Below are 25,871 nucleotides of genomic sequence, written 5' to 3'. Positions count from 1 at the left end.
ATTTTTGAATACATTTATTATTATGCGTTTGAACCGCCAGAAACACTGATTGTTTCACCAGTAATTGCTGTAGCACCCTCAGAAGCTAAGAATACAACTGTTGCTGCAATCTCTGAAGGTTCTAATAAACGGTTCATAGGCATTTTACCTGTGATATATTTTTCCATTGCTTCTTGTTCAGTTGAACCGTCTTGTTGTGCAAGATGTGCTAATTGGTTTTCAATTAATGACGTACGTACAGGTCCAGGTAATACTGCATTAGCTGTAATACCATCTTTCACTGTTTCAAGTGCAACAGTTTTCGTGAAACCAATTTGTGCGAATTTAGAAGCAACATAAGCTGATTTAAATGGATCCGCCATTTCACCATGTGCAGATGAAATCGTAACAATGCGACCACTTTGTTGTTGTTTCATTGAAGGTAACACGTGTTTTGTCATTAGGAATGTACCTGTTTGAATGACACCAATCACTTTGTTCCATTGAGCTAATGGGAAATCTTCTACTTTATCAATATGTTGAATACCTGCATTGTTAACTAACACGTCGATTGCACCATATTTATTATTCACATCTTCAATCGCTTGTGAAACTTCATCTTCATTTGTAATGTCTACTTTGTATGCAACGCCATTGTTTGATTCACTTGCAGCTTTATCTGCCGCTTCTTGATTCATGTCGAAGATAAAGACACGATCTTGTTCTTTATCAAATGCTTGCGCGATTGCAAATCCTATTCCTTGTGCTGAACCTGTTACGATTACATTTCTTGTCATAATTAATTACCTCCTGTAAGTGTTTGGTGCTGCATTTTCTTAAAAAATAATAACGCCTAATAATATAACAATTAGCGCTAAAAGATTGGCACCTGTGTTTGTTATAAATAAATATTTAAAGCCGTTTTTATGTGTTAATCCTGTAATTGCAAAGAATGTTAATACCACGCCTGTATGAGGCATTACTGTAAATATTGATGATGACATCGTTGCAACTCTGTGAATGACTTCAGGATCAATGCCCATATCAACATAGTGTTTACCGAATGCTTGTAACACAATACCAAGTGAACCTGATGCTGAGCCTGTAATCACACCAAATAGTGCTGATGCAACAGCTAAACTAATTAATGGATTACCAGGAATATTTAATATTAATGAGCGAATTGTTTCGAATCCTGGTGCCAATGTAATAACCGTTCCAAATGCAATTGCTGAACCAGTAAGGAACATTGGCATTAATGAATTAGATGCACCTTCATTGATCACTTTCTTTTGTACTGGAATGTATTTAAAGAATAGCAGTGCTGAAAGTATCACAGATGTCGTTAAACTAATAAGTATGATATTTGAGATACCCATTGCACTACCAATAATGTTCATTACTATGAGCACTAATATTGGTAATATACTGAGTAAAAAGTTTGGTGTTTTTTCTTTCGTTTCCAAGTTCTTATCCTCAATATCATAGTCCGCAAATGATTCACCTTTGGCGATACTCTTGTTTAATGCATGTTTCATATACCAAAGTCCAAATGCAATTGCGACGACCGTTCCAACTATCCCTAGTAACGGTGCTGCTGTTAAAGTTGTGTCTAAATACTTAGTTGGTACAACATTCTGTACTGAAGGTGTACCAGGTAGCATTGTCATTGTAAACGTACCCAAACCAAGCATAACTGGTATACCGATTAAGTTCCAAGCTAAGTCCATTTCTTTGAAAAGTGGTTTCGCTAATGGAATTAATACGAATACAACGACATATAGACTAATACCGCCATATGTCAATATCGCTGTAATAATAAATATGGCAACTAAAATAGCATATGGACTATTCGTACCAGTCTTAGAAACAATCTTTTCAGCGATAGATTGAGCGGCACCACTTTCGTCCATAAATTTCGCTAATAACGAACCGAGTATAAAAACGCCAAAGAAGCTAACGATGAAGTCCGCTAAACCAGTCATATAAGACGCTTTCGTTCCAATTAGTGAGTCGAAAAATGGTAATTTATTCGTCAAAATGACTATAATAGATGCCACAGGCCCTATAACTAAAATAGAATAGTTTTTGACGGACATATATATAATAAAAATAATTGCTAATACAATTCCTATCGTTCCGATCATGTCGATAACGTCACCCCCAACGGTATGAAAATAACAATACGCATTCTGGAAAATGTGTCTGTTTTATGTCTAAATCTATTATCTGACCATATGACCTGAAAGTAAAAGACGTATTTAACTATCAAATATATAACTAAATAGTTATAGCTATATATAAATCCAACTGAAAGGAGGACATCGATATGACCTATAAAAATAAAATTCAATATTTAGAAGCCATTCAACGTTACGGCAGTATTTCACATGCAGCGAAACACCTTTATATTTCTCAACCCTATTTAAGCCGTTATATTAAAGACGTTGAGAATGACTTAGGTGTGACATTAATTAACCGGGACAGCAACCCGCTAGAACTTACGTATTCAGCTGAGCGATTTCTAGATTATTTACATGAAATTGAGGATATTGATACTCAAATGCGCGATGAATTGCAGACGATTTCTAATTTGAAAAAGGGGCGTATCCGTATAGGTGTTAATCCTATTTTAGCTACACATACGCTTTATAGTATCTTGCCAAAGTTTATAGAACATTACCCGGGCGTGGAGATTGAATTAGTAGAAGAAGTGGCACATCGAATTGAACAAATCGTTTCCGATCAAAAAGTGGATATAGGTGTGACGATTTTACCGTTATATACCGAGGATTTATCTTATGATATTTTATATACAGAAAATGTATATTTAGCGTTACCTCCTGGACATCAGCTTATCGAACAAGCTAGAGCACACGCTGACGATGGTGAATTTCCATTTCATTTGTTAGATAATGAGAAATTTATCTTGCTTAAGCCTGAAATGACATTACGCCAATTATCTAATCAAAACTTAAATGATTATAATGTTGTACCTGATGTGATGATGGAAACGGTTAGTGTCGAGAATGCGCTTCGTCTCGTCAATGAAGGCATCGCGATCACATTTGTCCCTAAGAGTGTTAAAGATATGACGTCTCATCGTTTTAATGGCGCGTTTGTCCAATTGAACCCACACCACTATTACAATCGAGTCGTATTAGCATACAAAGAAAATGATAAAAAACCACTATCTAGAGCAGCTAAGACATTTATCCAAATGGCGAAATCCGGAATGAAGCAAGATATGAATTAACAACTACTTGATTAGACATAGAAAAGACGAAGGACGTGGAACAATGAATTCATAAAGAATTCTGTTCCACGTCCTTCGTTTGCTTATTCTCAGACAATAATCATTTAGCCTTAAAATTTATCGTTCAATATATTATGCTTGTTCGCCAACGACTGTGAATCGCTCGTTAATGTGAGCTGCATTTTCAGCTTCATCTACAATTGCAATAGCGTAATCTGCATAGCTAATGTAGCTATTACCTTGACTATTTACAAGCAATTCATCTTTACCTAATGTATAAGAACCTGTACGTTTACCTTCTGCATCGAACTCTGCTGATGGACTAACAAATGTCCAAGTAATGCCCTCGCTATCTTGAAGATCTTGGAGATTACGTCCTTGACCTTTAGCAGTTGGTTTAAACATATCTGGGAAATCTGGTGTTTCAAGTACACGTGTTGTATGCGCCTCATCTACGAATAAGCTACCTGCACCACCTACTACAATCACTCTTGTATCTACCTCTTTAAGCAATTTAATTAGAGCGCGTCCCGCTTCTACATGGGCTTCTTCCTCACCTAATGGCGCACCAAAAGCATTTACAACAACACCAAGATCTTTGATGTCATCTACTGTTAAACTGAAAATATCTTTTTCAAGCACTTTCACATCTTGATCATTTAGTTTGCTCGCATTTCTAACAATTGCAGTGACTTCATGACCACGTGCTTGTGCTTCTGTTAATACTTTATTTCCAACTTTACCTGTTGCTCCGATAATACCGATTTTCATGATTTATTCCTCCACATTTTTATATTTATGGTGATGTCAGTCAATTAGGTCGTTGTGAGACAGCTTCATTATCGCACTTGTACTTGTAACTATAATAGTTACATGTAAGATATAACGGATGACGACTTATCCGTTTCGTTGCAAGATGCCTGTAACAATATCATCCATTGTGACATTAGCCAAGACACCTTCCATCGCATCTTGTGCACGTATGAGAATGATTTCAAGCACACTCTGGATATTGGCACCTACAACACAATTTATATTCGTGTCTTCATGCATTTGGAATAATTCACCTTCGTCAACGACTTCCACCGCTTGATACACATCAAGTAATGTAATGTCTGTTAAAGGCTTTCTCAGTTGAATGCCACCACTTCCTTGCTGTGTTTCGATTAAATTCGCTTGTTTCAATTTACCTACTAATCTTCTAATTACTACAGCATTGGTGTTCACACTACTAGCAATCCAAGAGGACGTTAGTGGTTGCGACTGTTCAACTTTGACTAATGCTAGAATATGCACAGCCACAGTGAAACGACTACTAATTTTCAATCTTCTCACCTCATGTAACCATTATAGTTACAAGTTAATTAGTAAGTCAATGTTTTTGAATTTACTTAATTTTGATTTTAAAAAAGACCCTATCATCAAGATTTTTAAAATCTCAATAATAGGGTCATAATAAGACATAATAATATTAATTATATAAGACTAAATTCACATTAATTATATTCATCTTCGATATCGCCAACGATTTCTTCAAGAATATTTTCTAATGTAATGATTCCCTTGAAATCAGCGTCATTATAAACAGCTGCGATATGCACTTTTCTCTTTTTCATCATTTCTAAAATGTGTTTCAATGGTGTATTCATTTTAACGTTAATAATTGGATTAACGAACGTCTCTAGTTTAGATGGTTGTTCCACATTGAACAATGATTTGGAATGTATGAAACCAACAATTTGATCATCTTTAACAGCTGGATATCTTGTAAACGCATCTACTTTAATTTGTTGAATTGCATCATCAAAACTCGTATTTAAGTTTAGCGTTTTAACATGTTTTTCATCAATCATAATATCTTTTGCGACTAAATTATCAAACTTAAATGCTTGGTTAATATGATGTAACTCACTATCATTAATTTCGCCACCTTCATGGCTATCGTGGATTAATTGTTTCAGTTCTTCCTCAGAATGGAAGACTTCACTTTCTTTAGCAGGTTTCATATTGAACATTTTTAATATCAAACGTGCTGCACCATTTAATATCCAAATAAATGGATACATTATTTTATAGAAAAAGATAATCGGTTTCGCAAAAAGCAATGTAATATATTCTGCCTTTTGGATAGCAATCGTCTTAGGTGCCATTTCACCTACAATAACGTGTAAAAATGTCGCGATAACAAATGCGCCACCAATTGTAAATGGATGTATCCAAGCTTCAGGAATACCAATACTGCTGAATAAAGGATGTAATATAAATTCAAATGTAGATTCTCCTACCATACCGATACCTAGTGCGGTAATGGTAATACCTAATTGGCAGGCAGCTAAGTATTCATCAAGATGATCGACAACCTTTTTTGCGGCAATCGCTTTCTTCTCACCTGCATTAGACAATTGTGCAATTCTTGTTTCTCTGACTTTAACAATAGCGAACTCTGTCGCCACGAAAAAAGCCGTTAGGACTAATAATAATATAAAAGTAATAAGACTAAGTGTGGTCCCCAAATATGTTCCTCCAAAATAAAAAATTGTAGACTTGCTACTATACTAATTATATCAATAATACATATATAATCAAAATATTTAAATTTTGATTAATTATATAAATAGTACTTAATTCAAAAGGTAAAATTGAGAACCCCTCTTTTTTATAAGTAGTGACTTAAGACTTCATAATGGAACGATTTAGACTTACCCCATGGCGGTCAGTCTCAAATAGCTGTAACGCATACATACAATGTTCACCCGGAAGATGTTGTTCAAATTCATCCCAAATCCACATTGCAATATTTTCAGCAGTCGTATTCATATCAGGCAACGTTTCGTTAATGAGTTGATGATTTAATTTAGGTTCGATCACTTTATTATAAATCGCATCTACTTCATTAAAGTCTAATCCAAGACCATAATCACCAATTGGTGAAAGTACGTCTACATACAAGCGATATGAATGATCATGCAAATCTCGAAATATATCTTCACTAAAATAAATTCGATTATCACACTTGAAATCATATTGTTGTTTTAAAACAGTTCGGCCCTCTCTATATTTGAATTGATTGGGTGGTTGGATATGATCGAAATGATTAGACATGATTTCTTCCTCCTTAATTTATCTATTCACTATTTCAGGTTTTTCCCACAGTTTATCCACATTATCCTTTGATAGTTCACCTGCATTAAATTGAGCTAAATGACTATCATAGGTATCTATCTTATATTTCAATAAATTTCTAGCTTTGTGCATTACTTCTAATTTGGCATCTAGTTCACTTAATTGTTCATTAAGTATCTCTTTTTGACGTTGCTGCGTGTCTTCATTTGAAGGTAATTGCCCTAGTTTACAAAACTCTATAAGCAATTCAATTTTCACACCAGCAAGACGTAAGTTTCTTACTAAATATATCCAGTTCAAGTCGTTTGTTCTATAATCACGATAGCCATTTTGATTTCGTTCAACTGGTGGTATAGCGCCTACTTTCTCATAATATCTCAATGTATCTTGAGATAATCCCATAAATTCTACAACTTCTTTCGTATTCATAGCACATTCACTCCTTATCGTTCCCTAAGTTATACCATAATTTAAAAATTTTAGTCATTGGAAATTTTTAAAAATTAATACTTGCTATGGAGTTCACTCCATAGTTTAGACTATTACTATTCTTCTAAAGGGACGTGTCAATATGTTTAAAAAGACAAATCAAATTATACTCTTCATCATTTTATTTAGTTATTTTTTAATATTAATGGATAACTCAATTATATTTACAAGTACTGTCAAGATCGCTCAAAGCCTACATATGGATAAAGCGTCCTTATCTTGGGTATCAAATGCTTATACAATTACATTCGGTGGTTTCTTATTGTTAGCAGGTAGACTAGGTGATTTATTAGGGCGTAAACGTATATTTTTAAGTGGTTTAGTGTTATTTGGGATATCAAGTTTATGTATCGGGCTTGCACAAAATAGTATACAAATTATTACTTTTAGAGCAATACAAGGTATTGGTTCGGCGATTATTGCACCTACAACACTCGCTTTACTTATGGACCATTTCGAAGGTAAGGAAAGAAGTAAAGCCATTAGTTACTACGGCGCCACTGCTGGTATTGGTTCAAGCATTGGTTTACTTCTCGGTGGTTGGTTAACAAGTACAATCAGTTGGCGATCTGGCTTCCTGATTAATGTTCCTTTCACTATTATTTTAATTATCTTAACGTTGCTTTTTGTAAAATCTACTAAGGTTCATCGTGTACGAATTGACTTTATTGGTGCAATACTTTCAGTTATTGCGATAATGACACTTGTATATGGCATGACAAATGAATCTATCATTGCAGTCATTATTGGGTTCATTTTATTAATTATATTCGTAATATTTGAACGCAAATTACCATTTGCATTAATGCCAATGTCATTATTTAAGAATAAGGTGCGCACAGGCGCTTATGTCGGTCGTTTTATATTTATGATGGCAATGTTATCTTATTGGTTTATCTTGCCACAAATGATGCAACATTTATATCATTATACACCGTTACAAGCTGGTATGGCTTTCTTACCTTTAACCATTGTTAATTTTGTTGCGGCATTGTATCTTCCTTACTTTACTGAAAAATTAGGCAATACAAATGTGCTATTACTCGGTCAAATTATACTGACTTTAGGATTAATTATTACAGCTAGTTTGAATCCATTACATGGATATTGGCTTGCGATAGGTATTCCGATGTTACTCGTAGGTCTTGGTCAAGGTTGGTTACTGGCTCCTATTACAAGTGCCGGCATTCATGAAGTAGATGCTAGTTTATCAGGTGCTGCAAGTGGAATGACTAATACCATGCACCAATTAGGTGGCCCAATCGGCTTATCAATTATCGTCTTTTTCACATCAAATATAACGCATATTATTCATTATTATCACGTTGTGATGTGGCTAATTGTTATTTATATGATTATCGGCTTCATTGTGTTATGGATGACTCAACGCCAAACAAAGTCAATTTAAATGGAAAAAAGGAGATGGACAGAATTTTATTAAATTCATAGTCCAAGTCTCCTTTTTATAGTCAATATTCAATAACAATGTCACTTTGATCTAAACTTAAAAGTCACTTTTATTCATTCCAAAAGTTTCTAATTATCTCTACATCTTCAAGTGCCTGAGCTTCTCCAGCTTTGAAAATGTCAGGTCGAATTGATGGATCTACTGTATTACCGCCTAGTTCATTTAATTTATCAAATACTGCTTTACTAGGTGTAATTAATTTGACTTTAGCGCCACTTTCTTCGAGTTCTTTAATGGCATCTTCTAATTTATATGGTGTTGAAACAGGTAGATTCGTCGCAAAGATAAGTACTTTCTTAGCACCTTTAGCTAAATCTGCATTCTCCATGGAATGACATCCACCATCAAAATGTTTGACACCATCAATCGTCGTAGCCGGCCAAACACCTGGTAACGAACCACTTGAAGCCATAGCTCTGTGTAAATTCACTTGACTATCAGACGTTAATGCGACACGCTCTGACTTACGCGCATTAATAGCAGTAATCATCAAATTAGATGGCCATTCAGTACCTTTAATTCTATGCTCTAAGCGAGTAATATGTACGCTCTCATTAAATTTATGATCTTCTAGTGCGTAGATACTATAATTCTCAATCCATTCTTTAGGTGAATTCGAGTGCTCTTGTATTTGAGCATATCTTTCAAAAATCCCTGACATATCTTTAACTGGCGGCATTTCATTTGATTTAGGTGCAATTTGCTCATCATAAATGACATCAAAACTCTTGTCAGATGTTAAACCTGTAGCAGCTTGCGCGCCACCCGATGTACCTATCATTAAATCTGCATGACGGACATCTATACCTTGATTAGATAATGTTAACAGATAGCCTAACTCCCAACCTATGGCTAGCGAACCACCACCGCCAAGTACAATTGCATGTTCTAAATTGTCTTTTTTATTCATATTACATATCTCCTTTAGTCAATTACATTGAATATAATCTCTTTTTATTCATATTACAAAAAAGAAGGGAGGCTGGGATATATTTCCCAGATAAATAGCCAGTAAATAAGGGAGTGGGACAGAATTCTTTTTAAATTCGTCGTCCCACCCCCGCAAGGATGACTAGAACTGAAAAAAGCTTGATTTAAGCGCATTTTCAGTTCAGTCAGCTACTGCGAATTTGCAAAATAGCATCATCATATTATTTATGTCCCAGGCTCTTTTTATAATTATTCAAGAACTTAATGTTCCAGCCTCTACAAATATATATTAGCAGTAGTTGACTGGTGAGCGAGGCCCCCCAGCAAAGAGAATTTCCTGAAGAAATTCTACAAGCTAGGCAAGCTGGGGTTTGGGGACCTAGCAAAGAGAATTTCCTGAAGAAATTCTACAAGCTAAGCAAGCTGGGGTTCGGGGCCCCAGCAAAGAGAATTTCCTGAAGGAATTCTACAAGCTAAGCAAGCTGGGGTACAACAAAATTAATATTGGAAAATATTATTTCTGACCCACTCCCCGACCGATAATTCATATTAATCTAAATAATTTTCAGCATGCTCAAGACCGAAATGTTCATCTTTAGCTTTTTCTTTTTCGTATTCTTCTTGAGAGATTTGTGTAATACTCTCAACTGCATAACTTACTTTTTTCGCGAATTGTTCAACTTCTTCTTCATTTTTAGCCAATACAAATACTGTTAAGATATTATCATCAACAATATCTTTATAATGTTGATAACGTAATTTATAAATATTCATGTGACAATCCCCCTATAAATTAAAAACCTCATGCCGTTTCATTTTTCATGAAAGGTTTAATTAGTAAAATATGCCCTATTTTTATGACTTCCAAACTTCTATATTGCTTACGATTTAAAAAATTCTTAACCAAACCATGTATTTCCACATGTTCTTATTTATATGCATTAAATCTATAGCTTATTACACTAAATATGAAACCTAGTATAAGTAATATCATTGCGAAGGTTAACGCCAACTGATAATTATTTGAGTCTCCGATGAGTACTCCCGCAATCATTGGCGCTATCATTTGTCCGACACTATAAATGACTGTTAATAACGATACAAGATTTAACTTTTGATTTGTATGATAAATAAGTTCTTGGCTTTTCGACATAAATAATGTTGTTAAACCTAAGAAGGTTGCACCAAATAGCATCGAAGCAATGATTAATCCTAGCATATGATGTGAAAAGATAGGCAATCCTACACTAATAATTTGTAATATTAATGCACTATATATCGCCTTTTTGTACCCAAACTTTTCAGCAAATAATGACCAAATTAACGTGGCCGGCATAGCGCCTAGTCCTACAAACATCCAACTTAATGCAGCGTAATCTGCGTATGCAGGTATAGTCTTAATAAGTGCGACTAAAAATGTTCCTGTAACAATATAGCCTGCTCCCTCAAAAAAATAGGCAATCGAGAATGGAATAATAAATGCACGATTTAATGCCTTTCCTTGATTCTGATTTGATGACGTTGTATGTATAGAGATTGAAGGGTTGTCTTTCATGCTGGTTAGTATAATGATACCTGCCATTAAAGCCACAACACCTAATATAATCCATGTTGCTTTCCAAGTCTGACCTTGTGTATAAAGAAAGATAAAAATACTACTAGAAAATATCCCTATTCCTACTGCACTATATAAAATTCCCGAAATACTTTGTTTATTAGCCATTCTTAATGCTTCTAACGCCACGTTAGATGCTAAAACAAAGATCGTACCACTCGTTATCCCGGCAATTATTCGCAGTACTGACCAGATAAGAAAATGCTCTGAAAATCCCATTAAAATAACAGAAATTACATTAATCATGACATACAACTTTAAATCAAAGACTTTAGATTTTATCGTAATAAACATAGGTATGATAGCACCGATTAGATAACCTAAATAATTGAATGTCGCTAACAGACCTGCATTCTGGTTATTCATCGAGGTATCTTGTTGCATAAATGGCAAAATCGGCGTATATGCAAAACGGCTAATTGACATTGCAATCATTAATGCTAGCATGCTTAATACCAATTGTTTATAAGCTTGTTTAGGTATCATAAAAAACCTCCCGTCCAGTATGTACCATTAAGTATATACCTTATCAGGAGGTTTGACTCTAATTATTCAATTGTTTGAGTTGTAACTGAACGCCTTTAAAGCGACTCAAGACGTACGCATCATGTGAAATAATGATTAATTGCGTTTGCTTTAATGCGATTAACATTTGAAGTATTTCTTCCTCGTTAATCACATCTAAGTTTGTCGTTGCTTCATCTAATATCAATATCTCTGGTTCTAGAATTAGTGCCTTCGCTATCCAGACACGTTGAAATTGCCCACCACTTAGCGTTGAAATGCTTTGATTGAGTATGCTTTGTGGTAACTTACATTGTCTAAGTACCGCTTCTATTCTTGATGTGTAACTTTGCTTATCAAATTTGTAATTCTTAAGTGGTTCTAATAACGTAGATAATACGGTTTTACGCTGATTTAATGTGTCACGTTGATACTGAGGGACATATTGGATGTGTTTCATCCATTCTTTTGCCGTATATGACTTACGCAATTGGCCATTAAAGTATAAGTCACCTTGATAATTCATATCTAATCCGGCGATAATCTTGGCTAACGTAGACTTACCACAGCCACTTTCACCACTTATAAGTAAATGTTGGTCATTAATTGCACATGATATATCTTTGAAGATAAGTTTCCCATTAATGTATTTAGTTAATCTTTCAATTTTAAGCATAGGCCTGTCTCCGATGTGCGATAGCAATTAAATTTTTCGTATAGCTATGTGTGGGGTTAGCTAAAATGGATGATGCCTCACCACTCTCAATCAATTGACCTTGCTGCATAATACTAATATGAGTGGCATAATCCTTAACTAAGTTAATATCATGTGTAATAAAGATAATTGTCATTTGATAATGTTCCTGTGCCTTAATCAAATAGTGCATAAACTTTTTAACATTCTCTTGATCTAGCGCACTCGTCGGTTCATCTAAAAATAAGTAGTCCGGACGTCTAATTAATGACATTATAAAGGCTACACGTTGTGCCATACCTCCACTAAGTTCAAAGGGATATCGTTTAAGTAATTGTTCACCTTGATTTAAACCGAGTAATTGCATTTTATCTAAGACGTCTTTCTTGATATCTTGTTTAGATAGTTGTGAATGGTTAGCTTCATAAATATATTGGAAATGTTTAGCCAAGGTCACGTTTTGAAACATATTACTTTGAACATCTTGAAAAACGGCATCCGCCTTATTCAAATCAATCCTGATAGCTCCTTGATAGCTTAGTTGTGATGGCTTCATTCCAAGAATAGTTCTCGTCAATAATGACTTCCCACTACCACTCTCACCTATAATGCAATGAAATGCACCTTTAGTTATTGTCAAATTCACATCGTTTAACAATGACCGATTATGATCTAAGATGGATAATTGATTGACTTTAACTACAGGCGTCATTGTGTTATTTTTTTGTTGATCATTTGACATAATAAGGCGAAACCTCCTAACAGTACACCAGGGAAGAAGAAGAGCCAAGGTGCACCATTGAAATAACTTTTCCCGTCAAAGAGAATGGTTCCTAACTCAGGCGTCGGTGGTTTAATACCCAGGCCTAAAAAGGCAAGTCCAGATATACTTAGCATCATTTTGCCAAAGTCAGCCGTGACCAAAGCAAATATATTACTTAGTAAATGCGGAATCACGTGCGCCACTGTCGTTTTAAACGTTGAGTTACCACTTAGTCTTGCATAACTGACAAAGGGACGTTTTTGAATATCTCGTGTTAAATTTCTGAAATAACGTAAATAACGGCCTATCCATCCAATCGTTAAAGCTAGTATCAAACCTAGCATTGAATTACTTACTAAGCTTAAGATGACTAATGCAATAATAAACGAAGGAATTGCCAATAGCATATCAGCAATAAACATGATGATTTGGTCTAACCATTTTCTTTCTATACCTGCAATTAACCCAAAGACCAGTCCAATGCAAACACTTAACAGAATTACCACGCTAGTTAAGCTTAATGTGACTAGGCTACCTACAATCAGTCTGACTAAGAAATCTCTGCCTAATTGATCCGTGCCTAACCAATGTTGGCTATTAGGTGATTGAAGTGGGTCCAAGTTTTGTGTGTCTTGCATAAAGCAATATACAATTAGTACAAACATCACACTTAATATTGTACTTATGGAGATGTAAGTTTGATATTTTTTCATCACGACACACCTCTTTTCTCATGGGCTTGGCGTTTGGTATGTCGTCGAAGTCTAGGTTCATTGTTTAAAATGATAATGTCGCCTAAATAATTAATGAACATAATTAAGACGATGATAAAGACCACAATGCCTTGAATAAGTGGATAATCTCGTTGATTGATAGCATTAATTAATAATTTCCCTATACCAGACATGCTGAAGATTACTTCAAGTATGACTACTTTTCCTATTAAATGAATCACACTGTTAATTGAAATGGTCATGAGTGGTGCAAATATCTCTTTAATCTGGACAATGATACGCGCCTTTAATGAATAATGTCTTAACTGAGCAAGTTGATACGCATCGTTATCTAATGTTTGCGCAATAAGGTGCGATGTCATCAATAAGATATGACATCCTTCTATAACAACAATGGTGAAGATGGGTAGCACGAAATGTTGCCAGGAATCGCTACCTACAAAAGGTAGCAACTGCCAACGTACTCCTAAATAATATATAAACAAAATGGCTAACCAATATTCCGGCATAGAAGTCATCACTTGAGCGAATCCACGAATACCATTCGCGTATCGAGTATGTGGGCGCGTTCCAATAAAATAACCAACCATATAACCAAATGGCAACATGATACAACTTGAAACAACGATTAATATTAATGTTGGAATGATGGCCTCCATAATCATAGTTGTTACTGGCTCATTTGTACTAAAACTGTATCCCAAGTTACCAGTAAGTGCATGTCCAACCCAATCGATATATCTTAATAAAAAATGCTGGCCCAAACCAAGTTTATGTTGTGCTGCTTCAATATATTCCTGGGTAATCGACGTATAACCATGACGTTGTAAGTATAGTATCGCTGGATTACCTGATGTCTTCTCGACTAAAACGAATATAATAAACGAACTCACGATTAAGTAAAGTATTAATTTAATTGTTCGTTTAAGCATTGTTACTCATTAACTTTCAACGCTTTATAATCAATAGGAGCATCAGTAAGTCCAGAGAATTTGAATTGCTTCACTTTATCACTAACGACAAAGGTTTCATTTGGATAAGCAATAGGCACACCATAATATTGTTGATTAAAGTGTTTAAATATTTCATCAAATGAACGCTGTTGTTCTTTTTTAGATACAGTTGTTGGGAAATCATCTAGTTGCTGAGTCAATGTTTTATCATTAGCTAATACACCTGACTTGCCATCATTATTTTTAAATACTGAACTCATGAAATTATATGGCATTAAGGCATCTGAATACGTTCTATAGAAGATGAGGTCATAATCTTTTTTCGTCCATAACGTATCATAGTATGATTGTGAATCTAACGTTTTCACATTTAACTTAATGCCAGCTTTTTTAAGTTGACGTTGCACTTTTTCTGCTTTATCTTTCCAACTTGGGAATTCTGCAGTTTGAATAACCAAATTAAATGTTAATGATTTACCGTCTTTTTCAAAAATGCCGTCCCTGTTCTTGTGATAACCTTCTTCTTTAAGTAATTTCTCAGCCTCTTTTACATCATAGTCATGTGCCTGTTGATTATCTTTGTTTACAAATTCTACGTTCTTCTGGAATAAACCATTTACAGATTTACCCGCAATATCTTTTGTATCGATGCTCTTACTAATGGCTTCACGGATTGTACGTTGTTTTAATACATCATTATCCGGATTAAATGCCATGAAATGACTTACTGTACTTGGTTTATCTTCAACAGTTAAGTTTTTATTTTTCTTGTCTTGCTTAATTTGCTGATCTGACAGCATTCCTAAAGCGCCACCAGAAATATCTACAGAACCACTTTGAACTGCTGAGTTTCTTGAATCTCCATCTTCAATTGTTTGGAACGCAAGATTATAGTTAACTGGATGGCTGTCGTTGAAATACTTATTTGGCTTCATCGTCGTTTTTTCTTTGCCAGTTTTATCAACGACAAAGGCACCTGTTCCAATCGCTTTTTCAAATTTGCCATTTACTTTACCATTTTCAACGGAATGTGGACTCATAATACGTAATGGTCTCACTTGTGTTAATTCATTCAACACTTGATTTGATGGTGACTTCAATCTAATTTGGACAACATGATCATTTTTAACAACGACCTTATCCAATTTTTTTAACGTTTCTACAGTCGTATCTTTGTTCATCGCTTTCGCACGCTCAATCGAGAATTTCACTGCTTTAGCATCTAAAGCCGAGCCATCTGAGAATTTAACGTTCTTTTTCAAATGGAATTCATAAACTTTTCCTGAGTCATCAACATTCCATTTTTCTGCTAAACCAGCTTTCACACCTTTGTCTTTATCATATTTAACTAATGCATCATATATTGCACTATAGACTGGCATTGCGGCGTCATAACCTTGTGCGTCAAGTTTATCTGCTTTCGCTTCAGTAGGTAGCGATACTGTGATATTTTTATCTTCTTTTTGGTCATTCCCACAACCTGCTAATAAGAGCGTTGCGCTTGCTGCCATTGTAATTAATACACGTTTTTTCATTTCCCGATACCTTCTTTCACGCTTGCTTTAATTAAAAATGATTCCTCATAAAGTGTTTGTAGATAATCATTTGGTGATAGATAAAAATCACTATAATGTGTTAAATCAATCACGTCAGGCACAGGTTCTTTCATTACTGCAACTTCAAACCCTGCATCAACAAAACTATCAACGATATGTTTTAAAGAATGGTTCTGAGAAGGTGTTGCGCCGTATTGATTAATCGTGTCATCCATAAATTGACGACTAGGATTATTGGTTAAATCGGCGAATGAAGCATAGTAAACGCCTCCCGGTTTCAACACTTCTTTTAAATCTTGTGCATGTTGTGGAATGTCTTCGATTAAGTACAGGACAGATGTACTTACAGCAGTATCAAATGTTCTATTTGTCTCTTGTGGTTTATCGGTTAAATAATATGTAAGTGGACGTTCGCCTTTTAAAGTTTCTGCCTTTTCTAAAGATAAACGTGCTAAATCGATGCCGACACCTTCTTTAAATGGCGTTGTGTCATATAATTTTCTTAAAAAGCCACCTTGATTACATCCCACATCTAAAATTGTCTTCCCTTTGATATCCGATGTATCAAGCATTTCTATAGTTCTCTCCCAAGCTTCTTGATGGTCACGCGCCATATCATCATCTGATTCTTGGCCTTTTTGCCACCAAACATCATAACTCTTAGTCATCTAATTCTCCTCGCTCGTTTTAAATCGTAATAATTACGTTTTAAATAGTACTACACTATGTACAATTACACAATAAGAATTTTAAAAGTTATGATTGAATGCAAAAAAATAAGCTATGGGGAAGGTTGACTAGAATTAAAAAGATGCTTGTTACAAGTGCATTTTAATTCAGTCAACGACTGCCAATATATATTTTTAGCCTGAGACATTGATTTATGTCCCAGGCTTACATGTTATTATTTAATATTTATTGTGTTTGAGTTTGTCTACGAGAACGAATTAAATAAACGATAAGTCCTATTACAAATCCTATGATTGCCGGAACAATCCAACCCATTCCAATTGTGAAGAACGGTAAATAACGTTCAGCGAAACTTATTAATGCTTGTGCAAATGATGTCTTTGCAAAGAATTCTGGGCTTGCGTTTACACCATCAAAGAACGCTGCAAACATTGTAAAGAACGTTGTAAATTTATAAACAATTGTCGAATGATTAAATAATGGACTGACAAGCGTTAATAAAATCAGTGTAATCGCTAGCGGATAGATAAACATCAATACTGGCGTTGAATACATAATAATTTTAGTTAACCCGACATTAGCGAAGATACAAGCGAGTAATGCTACACCTGTTGCTAACCAAAGGTAATTCATTTTCGGGAATAGTTCTGTAAATGTCTCTGAAAATGCAGTAATTAAACCAATTGCCGTCTTCAAACATGCGACAATAATAATTAGAGATAAAATGATAATACCGTAATCTCCAAGATAGTGCTGCGCAATTTGAGCCAGTGCGATACCACCATTTTCACTCACTTTAAAATGACCTAAACTCATTGTACCCATTAAAGCGAGTAACGTATAAATAATGCCCATTCCTACGATACTTATAAAACCTGACTTGAAAGTTTCTTTAGCGATCCCATTTGGATTAGTAATACCTAATTTCTTAATTGTTGTCACAATGATAATACCGAAAGCGAGTGATGCAAGTGCATCTAGCGTATTATAACCGTCTATAAACCCTTTCAATAAGACACTATCACTATAATTTGCACTTACTGGGGCATGACTAATACCGCCCATTGGTTTAATAAATGCTAAGACAACTACGATACCTAGTAATACTAAAAATACTGGATTTAAGAATTTACCTATGTAATCTAAAATTTTAGATGGCTTTCTTGAGAAAAACCATGCTATAAGAAAGAATAAAATACTAAATATCGGTAATACAACTTTTCCAGTACCTGCCGAAATAAATGGTGAAAATGCAATTTCATACGATGTTGTTGCAAGCCTTGGTAAAGCAAAGAATGGTCCAATGACCAAATATAAGGCAATCGTAAATGCGTACGCATAGCCTTTACTCACTCGAGATGAAATATCGAAGACGCCATTTGTTTTAGAGATACCAATCGCTACTATACCTAGAAAAGGTAGTCCAATGGCTGTAATTAGAAAACCTAAATTCGCAAGCCAAACATTTGAACCTGCTGTTTGTCCAAGATGAATAGGAAAGATTAAATTTCCTGCACCAAAGAATAAGCCAAACAACATCGAACCAATAAATATATTTTCTTTGATTGAAAGTTTTTGTTTCATCATGTGTCATATCTCTCCTATTATATGTTTACTAGCTATTATACATAAATTTAGTGTCGATTTGTTCAAAATATTCAATAAATTTAAATCATCAACCATTTGAGTTGTTCTTTCATAAAAAAGACACCTCGCCACAGAGCGTTAACTTACTTTAACGCAATGTGCAAGGTGTTAAAGCCATCTTAAGTCTTACTTTTAAAAAATTATTGCTTTACTATGTCGTGAGTTTAAGCTTTTCGAATTTGCCAATGATATGGATCTTCTAATTGTTTCCAATCGCTATCAATTTCATCACCATTGACTAAGCACTGGTCTAATTCTTTCACAATTTTTTCTTGATCTAATTCAGTACCTATAATCACAAATTGTGTATTTCTGTCACCATATTCTATGTCCCAACTTTGCGCAACATCAGGTCGCTGATTTAAAATTTGTTCTCGTTGTTCTTTGGACATCGCAGCCACCCAATAGGTTACCGGACTAATATTACAAGATGAACCTGCTTGTGATAGTAGACATGCAACTTGATTATATTGTGCCAACCAGACGATACCTTTAGCACGAACAATATTATTAGGCATTTGTTCTAACCAATCGTTGAAACGTTTCGCGTGAAACGGTAATCGTCTTGAATAAACGAAAGAACCGATCCCATACTCTTCTGTTTCAGGTGTATGTTCCGCGTGACCACCTTCAGTTAATTCTTTTATCCATCCTGCAGAGTTACTCGCTTGTTCAAAGTCAAAGCGACCTGTATCTAATACGTCGTTAATATCAACTTCGGCATTTGTTGTTTTAATTAGATGTGCATCTGGTTGTAACTTTCTTAAGATATTTTCTAATTTTGTTAATTCTGCTTCGGTTACTAAATCTGTCTTATTTAGCACTAAAACATCACAGAATTCCACTTGATCAATAAGTAAATCCGCAATTGAGCGCTCATCTGTTTGATCTGCACCTTGATCACGATCCACAAGTAAATCTTCGGAATTAATGTCGTTAATAAATCGATTAGCATCCACAACAGTTACCATCGTATCGAGTTTACAGATTGACGTTAAATCGATACCTAATGCTTCGTCAATATAAGAGAATGTTTGAGCAACAGGTACCGGTTCAGATATACCTGTAGATTCAATCACGATATAATCAATATTTCCCTTTTCTACTAAGCGCTCAACTTCTTGTAATAAATCGTCCCTTAACGTACAGCAAATACAACCATTTGACAGTTCTACTAGTTTTTCATCCGTTCTTGATAGTCCACCCCCATCTGCAACTAAGTCTTTATCAATATTGACCTCGCTCATATCATTAACAATAACCGCAATTCGACGACCTTCCCGATTATTTAAAATGTGGTTAAGTAATGTTGTTTTACCTGATCCAAGGTAACCACTCAATACCGTTACAGGTATCTTGCCCATAAAATCATACCTTTCTTTTTATAAATCGTAATAATTACGTTTTATATTTTACATTTAATTATTTAATTGTCAATCGAGCCACGTTTCATTAAATACAGCAATATCAATAATTAACGCCCACTTTAGACCTTACTTTCGGAAACAAATTTATACTATTACCACATTTTTATTGACTATCTCGACTTGACACAAACTGTTTTCGGTGTTTATTATAAAATAAATTAGGTTAACCTAAACTTTTATTTAGGAGGTAATTGATTGATAGACATTAGCAACATGAATTTGCATTTAAATCATAAACATGTGCTTAAAGATATTACTTTAAAGATTCCAATTTCTGGAGAAATTATTGGTATTATGGGGCCTAACGGTGCTGGTAAATCCTCTTTATTAAAAAGTTTAATTGGATCGTTTAACGCGAGTGGCGAGATGAATTTATATGGCAAATCCATACATAAACAATTGCAATATATTACATATATTCCTCAAAAAGCACAATTAGATTTGGACTTTCCAATCAATGTTGAAAAAGTCATCTTGTCTGGTTGTTACCAAACCATCGGCTGGTTCAGACGCGTCGATCACGCGTCAAAAATGAAGTTTCATAAATTATTAAGAGACTTAGACTTGGAATCATTACAATACAAACAAATTTCTGAGCTTAGTGGTGGGCAGCTGCAACGTGTACTTGTGGCACGAGCTTTGATGTCTGATAGTACCGTCTATCTATTGGACGAACCATTTGTGGGCATTGACTTTAATAGTGAACAACTCATTATGGAAAAGCTTCAACATTTAAAAAACCAGGGCAAACTTATTCTCATTGTGCATCATGATTTGTCGAAAGCTGAACAATATTTTGATCGAATTCTTTTACTTAATCGTACAGTTAGATTTTTCGGTCCTAGTCATCAAGCGATGCAGCCACAATATTTAAACCGGACATTTCTATTTAATGTGACTTCTACTCTTAAAGAAGGGAGTGACATATCTAATGACTGATTTCATTCAACATTTATTCGATTATCAATTTTTAAATCGAGCTTTAATTACATCTATTGTCGTAGGTATTGTGTGTGGAACTGTAGGAAGTTTGATTATCCTCCGTGGATTGTCGTTGATGGGGGATGCGATGAGTCATGCTGTTTTACCTGGTGTGGCGTTGTCATTCTTATTCAATATTCCAATGTTCATCGGCGCATTAGTCACTGGTATGATCGCAAGTTTATTAATTGGCTACATTTCAAATAATAGTAAAACGAAACCTGATGCAGCTATTGGTATTAGTTTCACTGCGTTTCTCGCAACGGGTGTCATCATTATTAGTCTTATTAATAGTACGACGGATTTGCATCATATTTTATTTGGAAATTTACTCGCTATTACCCGAAAAACATTTTGGACAACCATCATTATTGGCGTCATTGTGATACTACTCATTGTCATACTTTATCGTCCATTAATGATTTCAACTTTTGATGCGACATTCAGTCGTGTGAGCGGATTGAATACAACAATGATTCATTATTTTGTAATGCTGTTACTCGCCTTAGTAACCGTCGCGAGTATTCAAACTGTCGGCATTATCTTAGTCGTTGCATTACTTGTTACACCGGCGTCGACTGCCTTTTTAATCACAAAGAATCTATATTCAATGATGATCGTAGCAAGTTTAATAGGCATAGTAAGCTCTATCATAGGATTATACTTTAGCTTTATTTACAATCTACCGAGTGGTGCAACGATTGTTATTGCAACATTTAGTATTTATATCTTGACTCTTCTCTTTTCAAAAATAAAAACAAAGTATAGAGGTGTACAAACAACATGAAAAAATTTATTCCATTACTTATCGCATTAATCTTAGTACTCGCAGCTTGTGGTTCAAATTCAAGTGATCAACACTCTAAAGGTCATGACAAATTAAAGGTCGTAACAACTAATTCTATTATTTATGACATGGTTAAACAGGTTGGTGGAGACAAGGTTGACGTTCATAGCATTGTGCCTGTCGGACAAGACCCGCATGAATATGAAGTTAAACCGAAAGATATTAAACAACTTACTGACGCAGATGTTATCTTCTACAATGGTTTCAATTTAGAATCTGGTAACGGTTGGTTTGAGAAGGCTTTAGAACAAGCGGGTAAATCTACTGATGACAAGTCAGTCTTCGCGGTGTCTAAAGGAGTTAAGCCAATTTATTTAAACGGGGAAACTGGTAATAAAGATAAGATTGATCCACATGCGTGGTTAAGTCTGGATAATGGTATTCAATATGTTAAGAATATTCAAGAACAACTCGTTAAAGCAGATTCATCACATAAAGCTGATTATCACAAACAAGGTGATGCTTATCTTGCTCAACTTGAAAAGTTAAATAAAGACAGTAAAGATAAATTCAATGATATTCCGAAACAAGAACGTGCCATGATTACAAGTGAGGGTGCTTTCAAATACTTCTCAAAAGCCTTCGATATTAAACCAGGGTATATTTGGGAGATTAATACTGAAAAACAAGGTACACCATCACAAATGAAACAAGCTATCAAGTTTGTTAAAGACAATCACATCAAACATTTATTAGTTGAAACAAGTGTTGATAAAAAATCTATGAATAGCCTATCTGAGGAAACAGGTAAAAGTATTTACGGAGAAGTATTTACAGATTCAATTGGAGAAAAAGGATCGAAAGGAGATTCATATTATAAAATGATGAAGCATAATATTAAAACAATCCATGGCAGCATGGAATAGAATGTAGTCATTCATGTAGTAAGTCCATGGAAATCATCCTCCTATTAAAATGGCCAGTAAATGAGTTTTAACAACTTCATTTACTGGCTTCTTTAGTTTCATTACTTAATTATCTCAATAAAATCTTTATTTGCTGTTAGGAATAAACCTTCTTGTGTTACTAAGCGTGGTGTTGAGTTAGTCGTATAAATGATGTCTCTGATAGGTAATACATCAGCTTTTTTAAGTTTACGTACTGTATTGTCTTTAAACTCACGTGAATCATAGAGTTTACACGCTTTTATAACTTTAACTTTCTTAGGCACCTCAGTAATATACTTGTTTAATCCTGATGTGTTGATTAAGGTTATAAAATCCTTATTCGCTGTGATTATACTACCATTCTTTAATATCAGACGAGGTGTGCCTTTCGATGTATATTGAATATCTGACGCTTCAACTCTAGTACCCGCTTCTAGACTACCTACTTCTTCTTTAAATGATACATCTTTGTATATTTTAATTTTTTTCAGTGTCATCATCGGATTCGTTATTCTCGTGAAATATTCACTTTTACGGTTTGTTATTTGCTGTGTTTTATTCTCATTCTTTTTATGCACAAATTCAACTTTGAAATTTTGGCGTTTCATTTTAAATACATCGTTGAAACTTGGGTATGAAGCATACACCAATGAGCGTCCTGACTCACCATAATTCACATTAAAATTAATATTGATATCTTTATTTAACTTTTCAAATTCCTCATGTGGAACATAAATTCTATCGTCACTATATTTATACGTCACTTCATATTCATTCGCTGCATTGTTGATTTCAATGAGACTCACTGATTGAATGCTTATATCGTCTGGTTTCATGACACGAATGACTTCGTATTTGTTTTCTCCCATCATTTGCGTACCTTCGTAAACTGGGTAGCAATCAACAACAGTAGGTTTAATCATGTCATATTGATGAACGAAATCTCTAAAGACAATGCCATCTTGAATAATATAGCGCCATTGGTCATTAACGACATCCTTTGTAAAATTAACAAATACTGATTCATCTGCATGATGATATAACGTGTAGATTTGCTTGAATACTGGATTCGTAATCAATGTATTGATATCAATACCTTGCTCTTTTATTTTTTGTTCAACCTTTTCAATTACTGCATAAAATTTCTCTTTATCTGCAGATTTAATAAATGTCTTCGTACGAAGGAATCTCGAAATAAAGTCTACTTCAACTATTCTAGCTAAAGCCATATGCTTTAATTCTGAAGACATATCCATATCACAGGTTCTATCCAGAACTTCTAAATTTGAGTTTGCTTTTTCTAACATAGATGTTTGCTGAACTAGCGATTTGTTTTCATCGTAACGATTTACGTGATACATAGGTATTGTGGACATTGTGATATCGTCCACTTTTCCAAATAGTTGAAAGAAAAACAACTTATCCTCGCCATATTTCATATGTTCAAATTCAATATGATTATCCATGACTAGACTTCGTTTAAATACCTTTCCTGGTGGTCCTACTGCTCTAAAAATCTTACTAATATCTTGTGGTTTTAAATGTGATGCTTCTTTATAAGAAGTAAACTTAGCATGATACTTCACGTTTTTAGACTTATGTTTATAACTTTGTCCAAAACCAAGGTCGGCATCATCTGCATTCACTTTCTCAATTACTTGAGGGAACCCTTCCTTATCTAACCAATCATCCGCATCAAGTAACGTAATATATTTACCTTGTGCCTGTCTCATTCCAATGTTTCTTGGTTCAGAAGGACTACCTGTATTTTCAGGTAATTGAATTAATTTTATAAAGTCATAGTCCTTTTCATAATGCTTGATAATGTTAACCGACTCATCAGTTGAACAATCATCTACAAATATCGCTTCAATATTATTCTTGTCCATCTTTAAATCAATTAAAGACTCTATGCACTTTTCTAAAAACTGCTCCTTATTGTAAACAGATACAATAATTGAAACTAATTTAGCCATGCTTCTCCCACCTTTTAATCCACTAAATTTTGTTTATAACTTTGATAATACGTTTCATACTTCATTTTCCCTATACCGCCAACAATATACTTACCAAATTTACTTAAATTCATTACATAAGCGATACATATTGAGAATGTCACAGTTAATGTAAACGTAAATAGGATGTTTAACAACGGATGATCGTGTAGCGCTCCTAATCTATGCACAAAGAAGTAATGAATTAAATAAATTGAAAATGAATAATTACTAATGAAAATAATAAATCTTGGAACGTATTTGAAATAAGATGCAATTAAAAAGAATAATAAAATAACCAGTGTCACATAAATAGGTGTATCAAAACGTTTAGAGTCGACTAAAGTTAAAATTCCAAATAGATAATTGCAAACCACAAAAATGGTAACAATTATCGTTCCGCTCACAATATGGATTGTGTATTTTTGAATATGGTTCATTAGTTTCTCATAATGATAACCCATATAGAAACCTAATAGGAAGTAACTCAACCATCCAATAAATATCATCCAGCCTTCTCTTTGCCACAACCAATTAAAATAAATTGATTCTGGTGCGGGTATGAAGTTTCTCATAGCCCAGAATAAAGTGGTAATTATTAATGAGTAGATAACTAATTTGATTGGATTAAGTTTGACCAAATGTTTAGCAAATATTATATGTAGTAAATAGAACTGAAAAATAATTACAATAAAATAAGTTAATGTCCCACCATGGAACATCATAAATACAACAGAATCCATATAATCCTCAAAATTCTTAGGATGTCCATACACATACGCAAGTCCTAAATTAATGATGACATATGGAATGCCTAACGTTAGTAGCTTTTGCTTAAAGAATCCATCTTTCACTTTCGTTTTATACTGCTTAGCTAACAAGAACTCTGAAATAAAAACAAACATTGGTGTCGCGTATAGCAATAACAATTGAAAAATTCTTAACAAGTAGCCTTCATTAGGCATGTCGAATTTATAAAAAGTCGTTGTTATTGTATGTATCATTACAACACTTAAACACGCGATTGTGCTCATCCAGAAAATAATCGATGTATAAACTCTCATTTGTATCTCCCTTTTACATACTAAACTAAGATTGCTTTATGTTTGAATTTTTAAAAAAATCGCAATCAACCCTCATTGTACAATAGTCATTTATATAACTTCAAAAGAATACAAATGAATTATTTTGATTTTTACAAATAAGTTGTTAAACATACTAAGATTAGCTGTGAAGAAATCTATGACGATAGATTTCTTCACAGCTATTTTTTATAGTTGTAGAGAGAAGTAGACTGTAGGCTCCCTTGGATTTTAAATCCGTATTATAAACTA

General features: G+C 34.3%; 25 protein-coding genes. 5 read left to right on the top strand and 20 right to left on the bottom strand.

Annotation, left to right across the window (positions count from 1 at the left end; genetic code table 11):
- Nucleotides 1–20: 20 nt before the first annotated feature.
- Nucleotides 21–776 carry an SDR family NAD(P)-dependent oxidoreductase gene (locus SBL16_RS10205; RefSeq protein WP_107612245.1) on the bottom strand — a complete coding sequence of 252 codons (756 nt, stop codon included), beginning with the start codon at nucleotides 774–776 and terminating at the stop codon, nucleotides 21–23.
- Between the two features lie 39 nt (nucleotides 777–815).
- Nucleotides 816–2,126: a GntP family permease gene (locus tag SBL16_RS10200; protein ID WP_223197224.1), complete on the bottom strand. Its 1,311-nt coding sequence runs from the start codon at nucleotides 2,124–2,126 to the stop codon at nucleotides 816–818.
- A 182-nt stretch (nucleotides 2,127–2,308) separates the two neighbouring features.
- Here SBL16_RS10200 and SBL16_RS10195 point away from each other — a divergent pair, with 182 nt between their 5' ends.
- Entirely contained in the window at nucleotides 2,309–3,235 is a 927-nt protein-coding gene (locus SBL16_RS10195) for a LysR family transcriptional regulator (RefSeq protein ID WP_107612246.1), read from the top strand.
- 132 nt (nucleotides 3,236–3,367) lie between these two features.
- Here SBL16_RS10195 and SBL16_RS10190 read toward each other — a convergent pair whose 3' ends face one another.
- The 5 genes from SBL16_RS10190 to SBL16_RS10170 all read right to left on the bottom strand — a co-directional run bounded on the left by SBL16_RS10190 (nucleotide 3,368) and on the right by SBL16_RS10170 (nucleotide 6,787).
- Entirely contained in the window at nucleotides 3,368–4,006 is a 639-nt protein-coding gene (locus SBL16_RS10190; RefSeq protein WP_317953959.1) for an NAD(P)-dependent oxidoreductase, read from the bottom strand.
- Between the two features lie 126 nt (nucleotides 4,007–4,132).
- A complete protein-coding gene (locus SBL16_RS10185) occupies nucleotides 4,133–4,561 on the bottom strand; it encodes an Rrf2 family transcriptional regulator (protein ID WP_053016131.1) in 429 nt (142 codons plus the stop codon).
- 170 nt (nucleotides 4,562–4,731) lie between these two features.
- Nucleotides 4,732–5,748 (bottom strand): hemolysin family protein, encoded by a 1,017-nt coding sequence (locus SBL16_RS10180; protein ID WP_317953957.1) that lies wholly within the window; start codon nucleotides 5,746–5,748, stop codon nucleotides 4,732–4,734.
- Nucleotides 5,749–5,905: 157 nt separating this feature from the next.
- Nucleotides 5,906–6,337 (bottom strand): 6-pyruvoyl trahydropterin synthase family protein, encoded by a 432-nt coding sequence (locus SBL16_RS10175; RefSeq protein ID WP_107612249.1) that lies wholly within the window; start codon nucleotides 6,335–6,337, stop codon nucleotides 5,906–5,908.
- A gap of 18 nt (nucleotides 6,338–6,355) precedes the next feature.
- Nucleotides 6,356–6,787, bottom strand: a complete 432-nt coding sequence (locus SBL16_RS10170; protein WP_317953955.1) for a MerR family transcriptional regulator — start codon at nucleotides 6,785–6,787, stop codon at nucleotides 6,356–6,358.
- 142 nt (nucleotides 6,788–6,929) lie between these two features.
- On the opposite strand from SBL16_RS10170, the gene SBL16_RS10165 reads away from it, so the two are divergent.
- Complete coding sequence (locus SBL16_RS10165; RefSeq protein WP_107612250.1) at nucleotides 6,930–8,255, top strand: MFS transporter; 1,326 nt, start codon at nucleotides 6,930–6,932, stop codon at nucleotides 8,253–8,255.
- Nucleotides 8,256–8,364: 109 nt separating this feature from the next.
- On the opposite strand, the gene SBL16_RS10160 is transcribed toward SBL16_RS10165, so the two are convergent.
- The 11 genes from SBL16_RS10160 to SBL16_RS10110 form a co-directional block, all read right to left on the bottom strand.
- Nucleotides 8,365–9,225: a patatin-like phospholipase family protein gene (locus SBL16_RS10160; protein WP_107612251.1), complete on the bottom strand. Its 861-nt coding sequence runs from the start codon at nucleotides 9,223–9,225 to the stop codon at nucleotides 8,365–8,367.
- A gap of 569 nt (nucleotides 9,226–9,794) precedes the next feature.
- On the bottom strand, nucleotides 9,795–10,019 hold the full coding sequence (locus SBL16_RS10155; protein ID WP_011274482.1) for a hypothetical protein: 225 nt from the start codon (nucleotides 10,017–10,019) through the stop codon (nucleotides 9,795–9,797).
- Between the two features lie 154 nt (nucleotides 10,020–10,173).
- The gene (locus tag SBL16_RS10150; protein ID WP_317953954.1) at nucleotides 10,174–11,346 is read right to left on the bottom strand and encodes a YbfB/YjiJ family MFS transporter; all 1,173 of its coding nucleotides are present in this window, start codon (nucleotides 11,344–11,346) and stop codon (nucleotides 10,174–10,176) included.
- Between the two features lie 58 nt (nucleotides 11,347–11,404).
- Nucleotides 11,405–12,040, bottom strand: a complete 636-nt coding sequence (locus SBL16_RS10145) for an ABC transporter ATP-binding protein (RefSeq protein WP_107612253.1) — start codon at nucleotides 12,038–12,040, stop codon at nucleotides 11,405–11,407.
- The gene (locus SBL16_RS10140; protein ID WP_107612254.1) at nucleotides 12,033–12,800 is read right to left on the bottom strand and encodes an ATP-binding cassette domain-containing protein; all 768 of its coding nucleotides are present in this window, start codon (nucleotides 12,798–12,800) and stop codon (nucleotides 12,033–12,035) included. The genes SBL16_RS10145 and SBL16_RS10140 overlap by 8 nt, the downstream gene beginning before the upstream one ends.
- Complete coding sequence (locus SBL16_RS10135) at nucleotides 12,767–13,534, bottom strand: ABC transporter permease (protein WP_107612255.1); 768 nt, start codon at nucleotides 13,532–13,534, stop codon at nucleotides 12,767–12,769. Before SBL16_RS10135 ends, SBL16_RS10140 begins: the two co-directional genes overlap by 34 nt.
- Complete coding sequence (locus tag SBL16_RS10130; RefSeq protein ID WP_107612256.1) at nucleotides 13,534–14,487, bottom strand: ABC transporter permease; 954 nt, start codon at nucleotides 14,485–14,487, stop codon at nucleotides 13,534–13,536. The genes SBL16_RS10135 and SBL16_RS10130 overlap by 1 nt, the downstream gene beginning before the upstream one ends.
- Nucleotides 14,488–14,489: 2 nt before the next feature.
- Nucleotides 14,490–16,043 (bottom strand): ABC transporter substrate-binding protein, encoded by a 1,554-nt coding sequence (locus tag SBL16_RS10125; protein WP_107612257.1) that lies wholly within the window; start codon nucleotides 16,041–16,043, stop codon nucleotides 14,490–14,492.
- The gene (locus tag SBL16_RS10120) at nucleotides 16,040–16,732 is read right to left on the bottom strand and encodes a class I SAM-dependent methyltransferase (RefSeq protein WP_011274475.1); all 693 of its coding nucleotides are present in this window, start codon (nucleotides 16,730–16,732) and stop codon (nucleotides 16,040–16,042) included. Before SBL16_RS10120 ends, SBL16_RS10125 begins: the two co-directional genes overlap by 4 nt.
- 247 nt (nucleotides 16,733–16,979) lie before the next feature.
- Complete coding sequence (gene brnQ / locus SBL16_RS10115) at nucleotides 16,980–18,341, bottom strand: branched-chain amino acid transport system II carrier protein (protein WP_160380533.1); 1,362 nt, start codon at nucleotides 18,339–18,341, stop codon at nucleotides 16,980–16,982.
- Nucleotides 18,342–18,565: 224 nt separating this feature from the next.
- A complete protein-coding gene (locus tag SBL16_RS10110) occupies nucleotides 18,566–19,765 on the bottom strand; it encodes a GTP-binding protein (RefSeq protein WP_107612258.1) in 1,200 nt (399 codons plus the stop codon).
- Nucleotides 19,766–20,023: 258 nt separating this feature from the next.
- On the opposite strand from SBL16_RS10110, the gene SBL16_RS10105 reads away from it, so the two are divergent.
- Genes SBL16_RS10105 through mntC form a run of 3 tightly spaced genes read left to right on the top strand, consistent with a single transcriptional unit; the run spans nucleotide 20,024 to nucleotide 22,522 of the window.
- Complete coding sequence (locus SBL16_RS10105) at nucleotides 20,024–20,767, top strand: metal ABC transporter ATP-binding protein (protein ID WP_107612259.1); 744 nt, start codon at nucleotides 20,024–20,026, stop codon at nucleotides 20,765–20,767.
- Nucleotides 20,760–21,596, top strand: coding sequence for a metal ABC transporter permease (locus tag SBL16_RS10100; RefSeq protein ID WP_107612260.1), 837 nt, complete (start codon nucleotides 20,760–20,762; stop codon nucleotides 21,594–21,596). Before SBL16_RS10105 ends, SBL16_RS10100 begins: the two co-directional genes overlap by 8 nt.
- A complete protein-coding gene (gene mntC, locus SBL16_RS10095; protein WP_107612261.1) occupies nucleotides 21,593–22,522 on the top strand; it encodes a manganese ABC transporter substrate-binding lipoprotein MntC in 930 nt (309 codons plus the stop codon). The genes SBL16_RS10100 and mntC overlap by 4 nt, the downstream gene beginning before the upstream one ends.
- Before the next feature lie 101 nt (nucleotides 22,523–22,623).
- On the opposite strand, the gene SBL16_RS10090 is transcribed toward mntC, so the two are convergent.
- Both SBL16_RS10090 and SBL16_RS10085 read right to left on the bottom strand, forming a co-directional pair.
- Nucleotides 22,624–24,519, bottom strand: coding sequence for a DUF5776 domain-containing protein (locus SBL16_RS10090; protein WP_107612262.1), 1,896 nt, complete (start codon nucleotides 24,517–24,519; stop codon nucleotides 22,624–22,626).
- Nucleotides 24,520–24,533: 14 nt separating this feature from the next.
- Nucleotides 24,534–25,601 carry an acyltransferase family protein gene (locus SBL16_RS10085; RefSeq protein ID WP_107612263.1) on the bottom strand — a complete coding sequence of 356 codons (1,068 nt, stop codon included), beginning with the start codon at nucleotides 25,599–25,601 and terminating at the stop codon, nucleotides 24,534–24,536.
- Nucleotides 25,602–25,871: the final 270 nt, after the last annotated feature.

It is taken from the genome of Staphylococcus sp. NWU MK-U1, assembly GCF_033283505.1.
Classification (GTDB): Bacteria; Bacillota; Bacilli; order Staphylococcales; family Staphylococcaceae; genus Staphylococcus; species Staphylococcus haemolyticus.
This window is presented reverse-complemented; position numbering and strand designations above follow the sequence as displayed.

Coding starts and splice junctions, on each gene's coding strand:
- SBL16_RS10175 (WP_107612249.1), bottom strand. CDS start 6,337: ATGTCTAATCATTTCGATCATATCCAACCACCCAATCAATTCAAATAT.
- SBL16_RS10120 (WP_011274475.1), bottom strand. CDS start 16,732: ATGACTAAGAGTTATGATGTTTGGTGGCAAAAAGGCCAAGAATCAGAT.
- SBL16_RS10170 (WP_317953955.1), bottom strand. CDS start 6,787: ATGAATACGAAAGAAGTTGTAGAATTTATGGGATTATCTCAAGATACA.
- SBL16_RS10125 (WP_107612257.1), bottom strand. CDS start 16,043: ATGAAAAAACGTGTATTAATTACAATGGCAGCAAGCGCAACGCTCTTA.
- SBL16_RS10130 (WP_107612256.1), bottom strand. CDS start 14,487: ATGCTTAAACGAACAATTAAATTAATACTTTACTTAATCGTGAGTTCG.
- SBL16_RS10100 (WP_107612260.1), top strand. CDS start 20,760: ATGACTGATTTCATTCAACATTTATTCGATTATCAATTTTTAAATCGA.
- SBL16_RS10090 (WP_107612262.1), bottom strand. CDS start 24,519: ATGGCTAAATTAGTTTCAATTATTGTATCTGTTTACAATAAGGAGCAG.
- SBL16_RS10150 (WP_317953954.1), bottom strand. CDS start 11,346: ATGATACCTAAACAAGCTTATAAACAATTGGTATTAAGCATGCTAGCA.
- SBL16_RS10110 (WP_107612258.1), bottom strand. CDS start 19,765: ATGGGCAAGATACCTGTAACGGTATTGAGTGGTTACCTTGGATCAGGT.
- SBL16_RS10140 (WP_107612254.1), bottom strand. CDS start 12,800: ATGTCAAATGATCAACAAAAAAATAACACAATGACGCCTGTAGTTAAA.
- SBL16_RS10195 (WP_107612246.1), top strand. CDS start 2,309: ATGACCTATAAAAATAAAATTCAATATTTAGAAGCCATTCAACGTTAC.
- SBL16_RS10145 (WP_107612253.1), bottom strand. CDS start 12,040: ATGCTTAAAATTGAAAGATTAACTAAATACATTAATGGGAAACTTATC.
- SBL16_RS10190 (WP_317953959.1), bottom strand. CDS start 4,006: ATGAAAATCGGTATTATCGGAGCAACAGGTAAAGTTGGAAATAAAGTA.
- mntC (WP_107612261.1), top strand. CDS start 21,593: ATGAAAAAATTTATTCCATTACTTATCGCATTAATCTTAGTACTCGCA.
- SBL16_RS10160 (WP_107612251.1), bottom strand. CDS start 9,225: ATGAATAAAAAAGACAATTTAGAACATGCAATTGTACTTGGCGGTGGT.
- brnQ (WP_160380533.1), bottom strand. CDS start 18,341: ATGATGAAACAAAAACTTTCAATCAAAGAAAATATATTTATTGGTTCG.
- SBL16_RS10155 (WP_011274482.1), bottom strand. CDS start 10,019: ATGAATATTTATAAATTACGTTATCAACATTATAAAGATATTGTTGAT.
- SBL16_RS10085 (WP_107612263.1), bottom strand. CDS start 25,601: ATGAGAGTTTATACATCGATTATTTTCTGGATGAGCACAATCGCGTGT.
- SBL16_RS10165 (WP_107612250.1), top strand. CDS start 6,930: ATGTTTAAAAAGACAAATCAAATTATACTCTTCATCATTTTATTTAGT.
- SBL16_RS10135 (WP_107612255.1), bottom strand. CDS start 13,534: ATGAAAAAATATCAAACTTACATCTCCATAAGTACAATATTAAGTGTG.
- SBL16_RS10205 (WP_107612245.1), bottom strand. CDS start 776: ATGACAAGAAATGTAATCGTAACAGGTTCAGCACAAGGAATAGGATTT.
- SBL16_RS10200 (WP_223197224.1), bottom strand. CDS start 2,126: ATGATCGGAACGATAGGAATTGTATTAGCAATTATTTTTATTATATAT.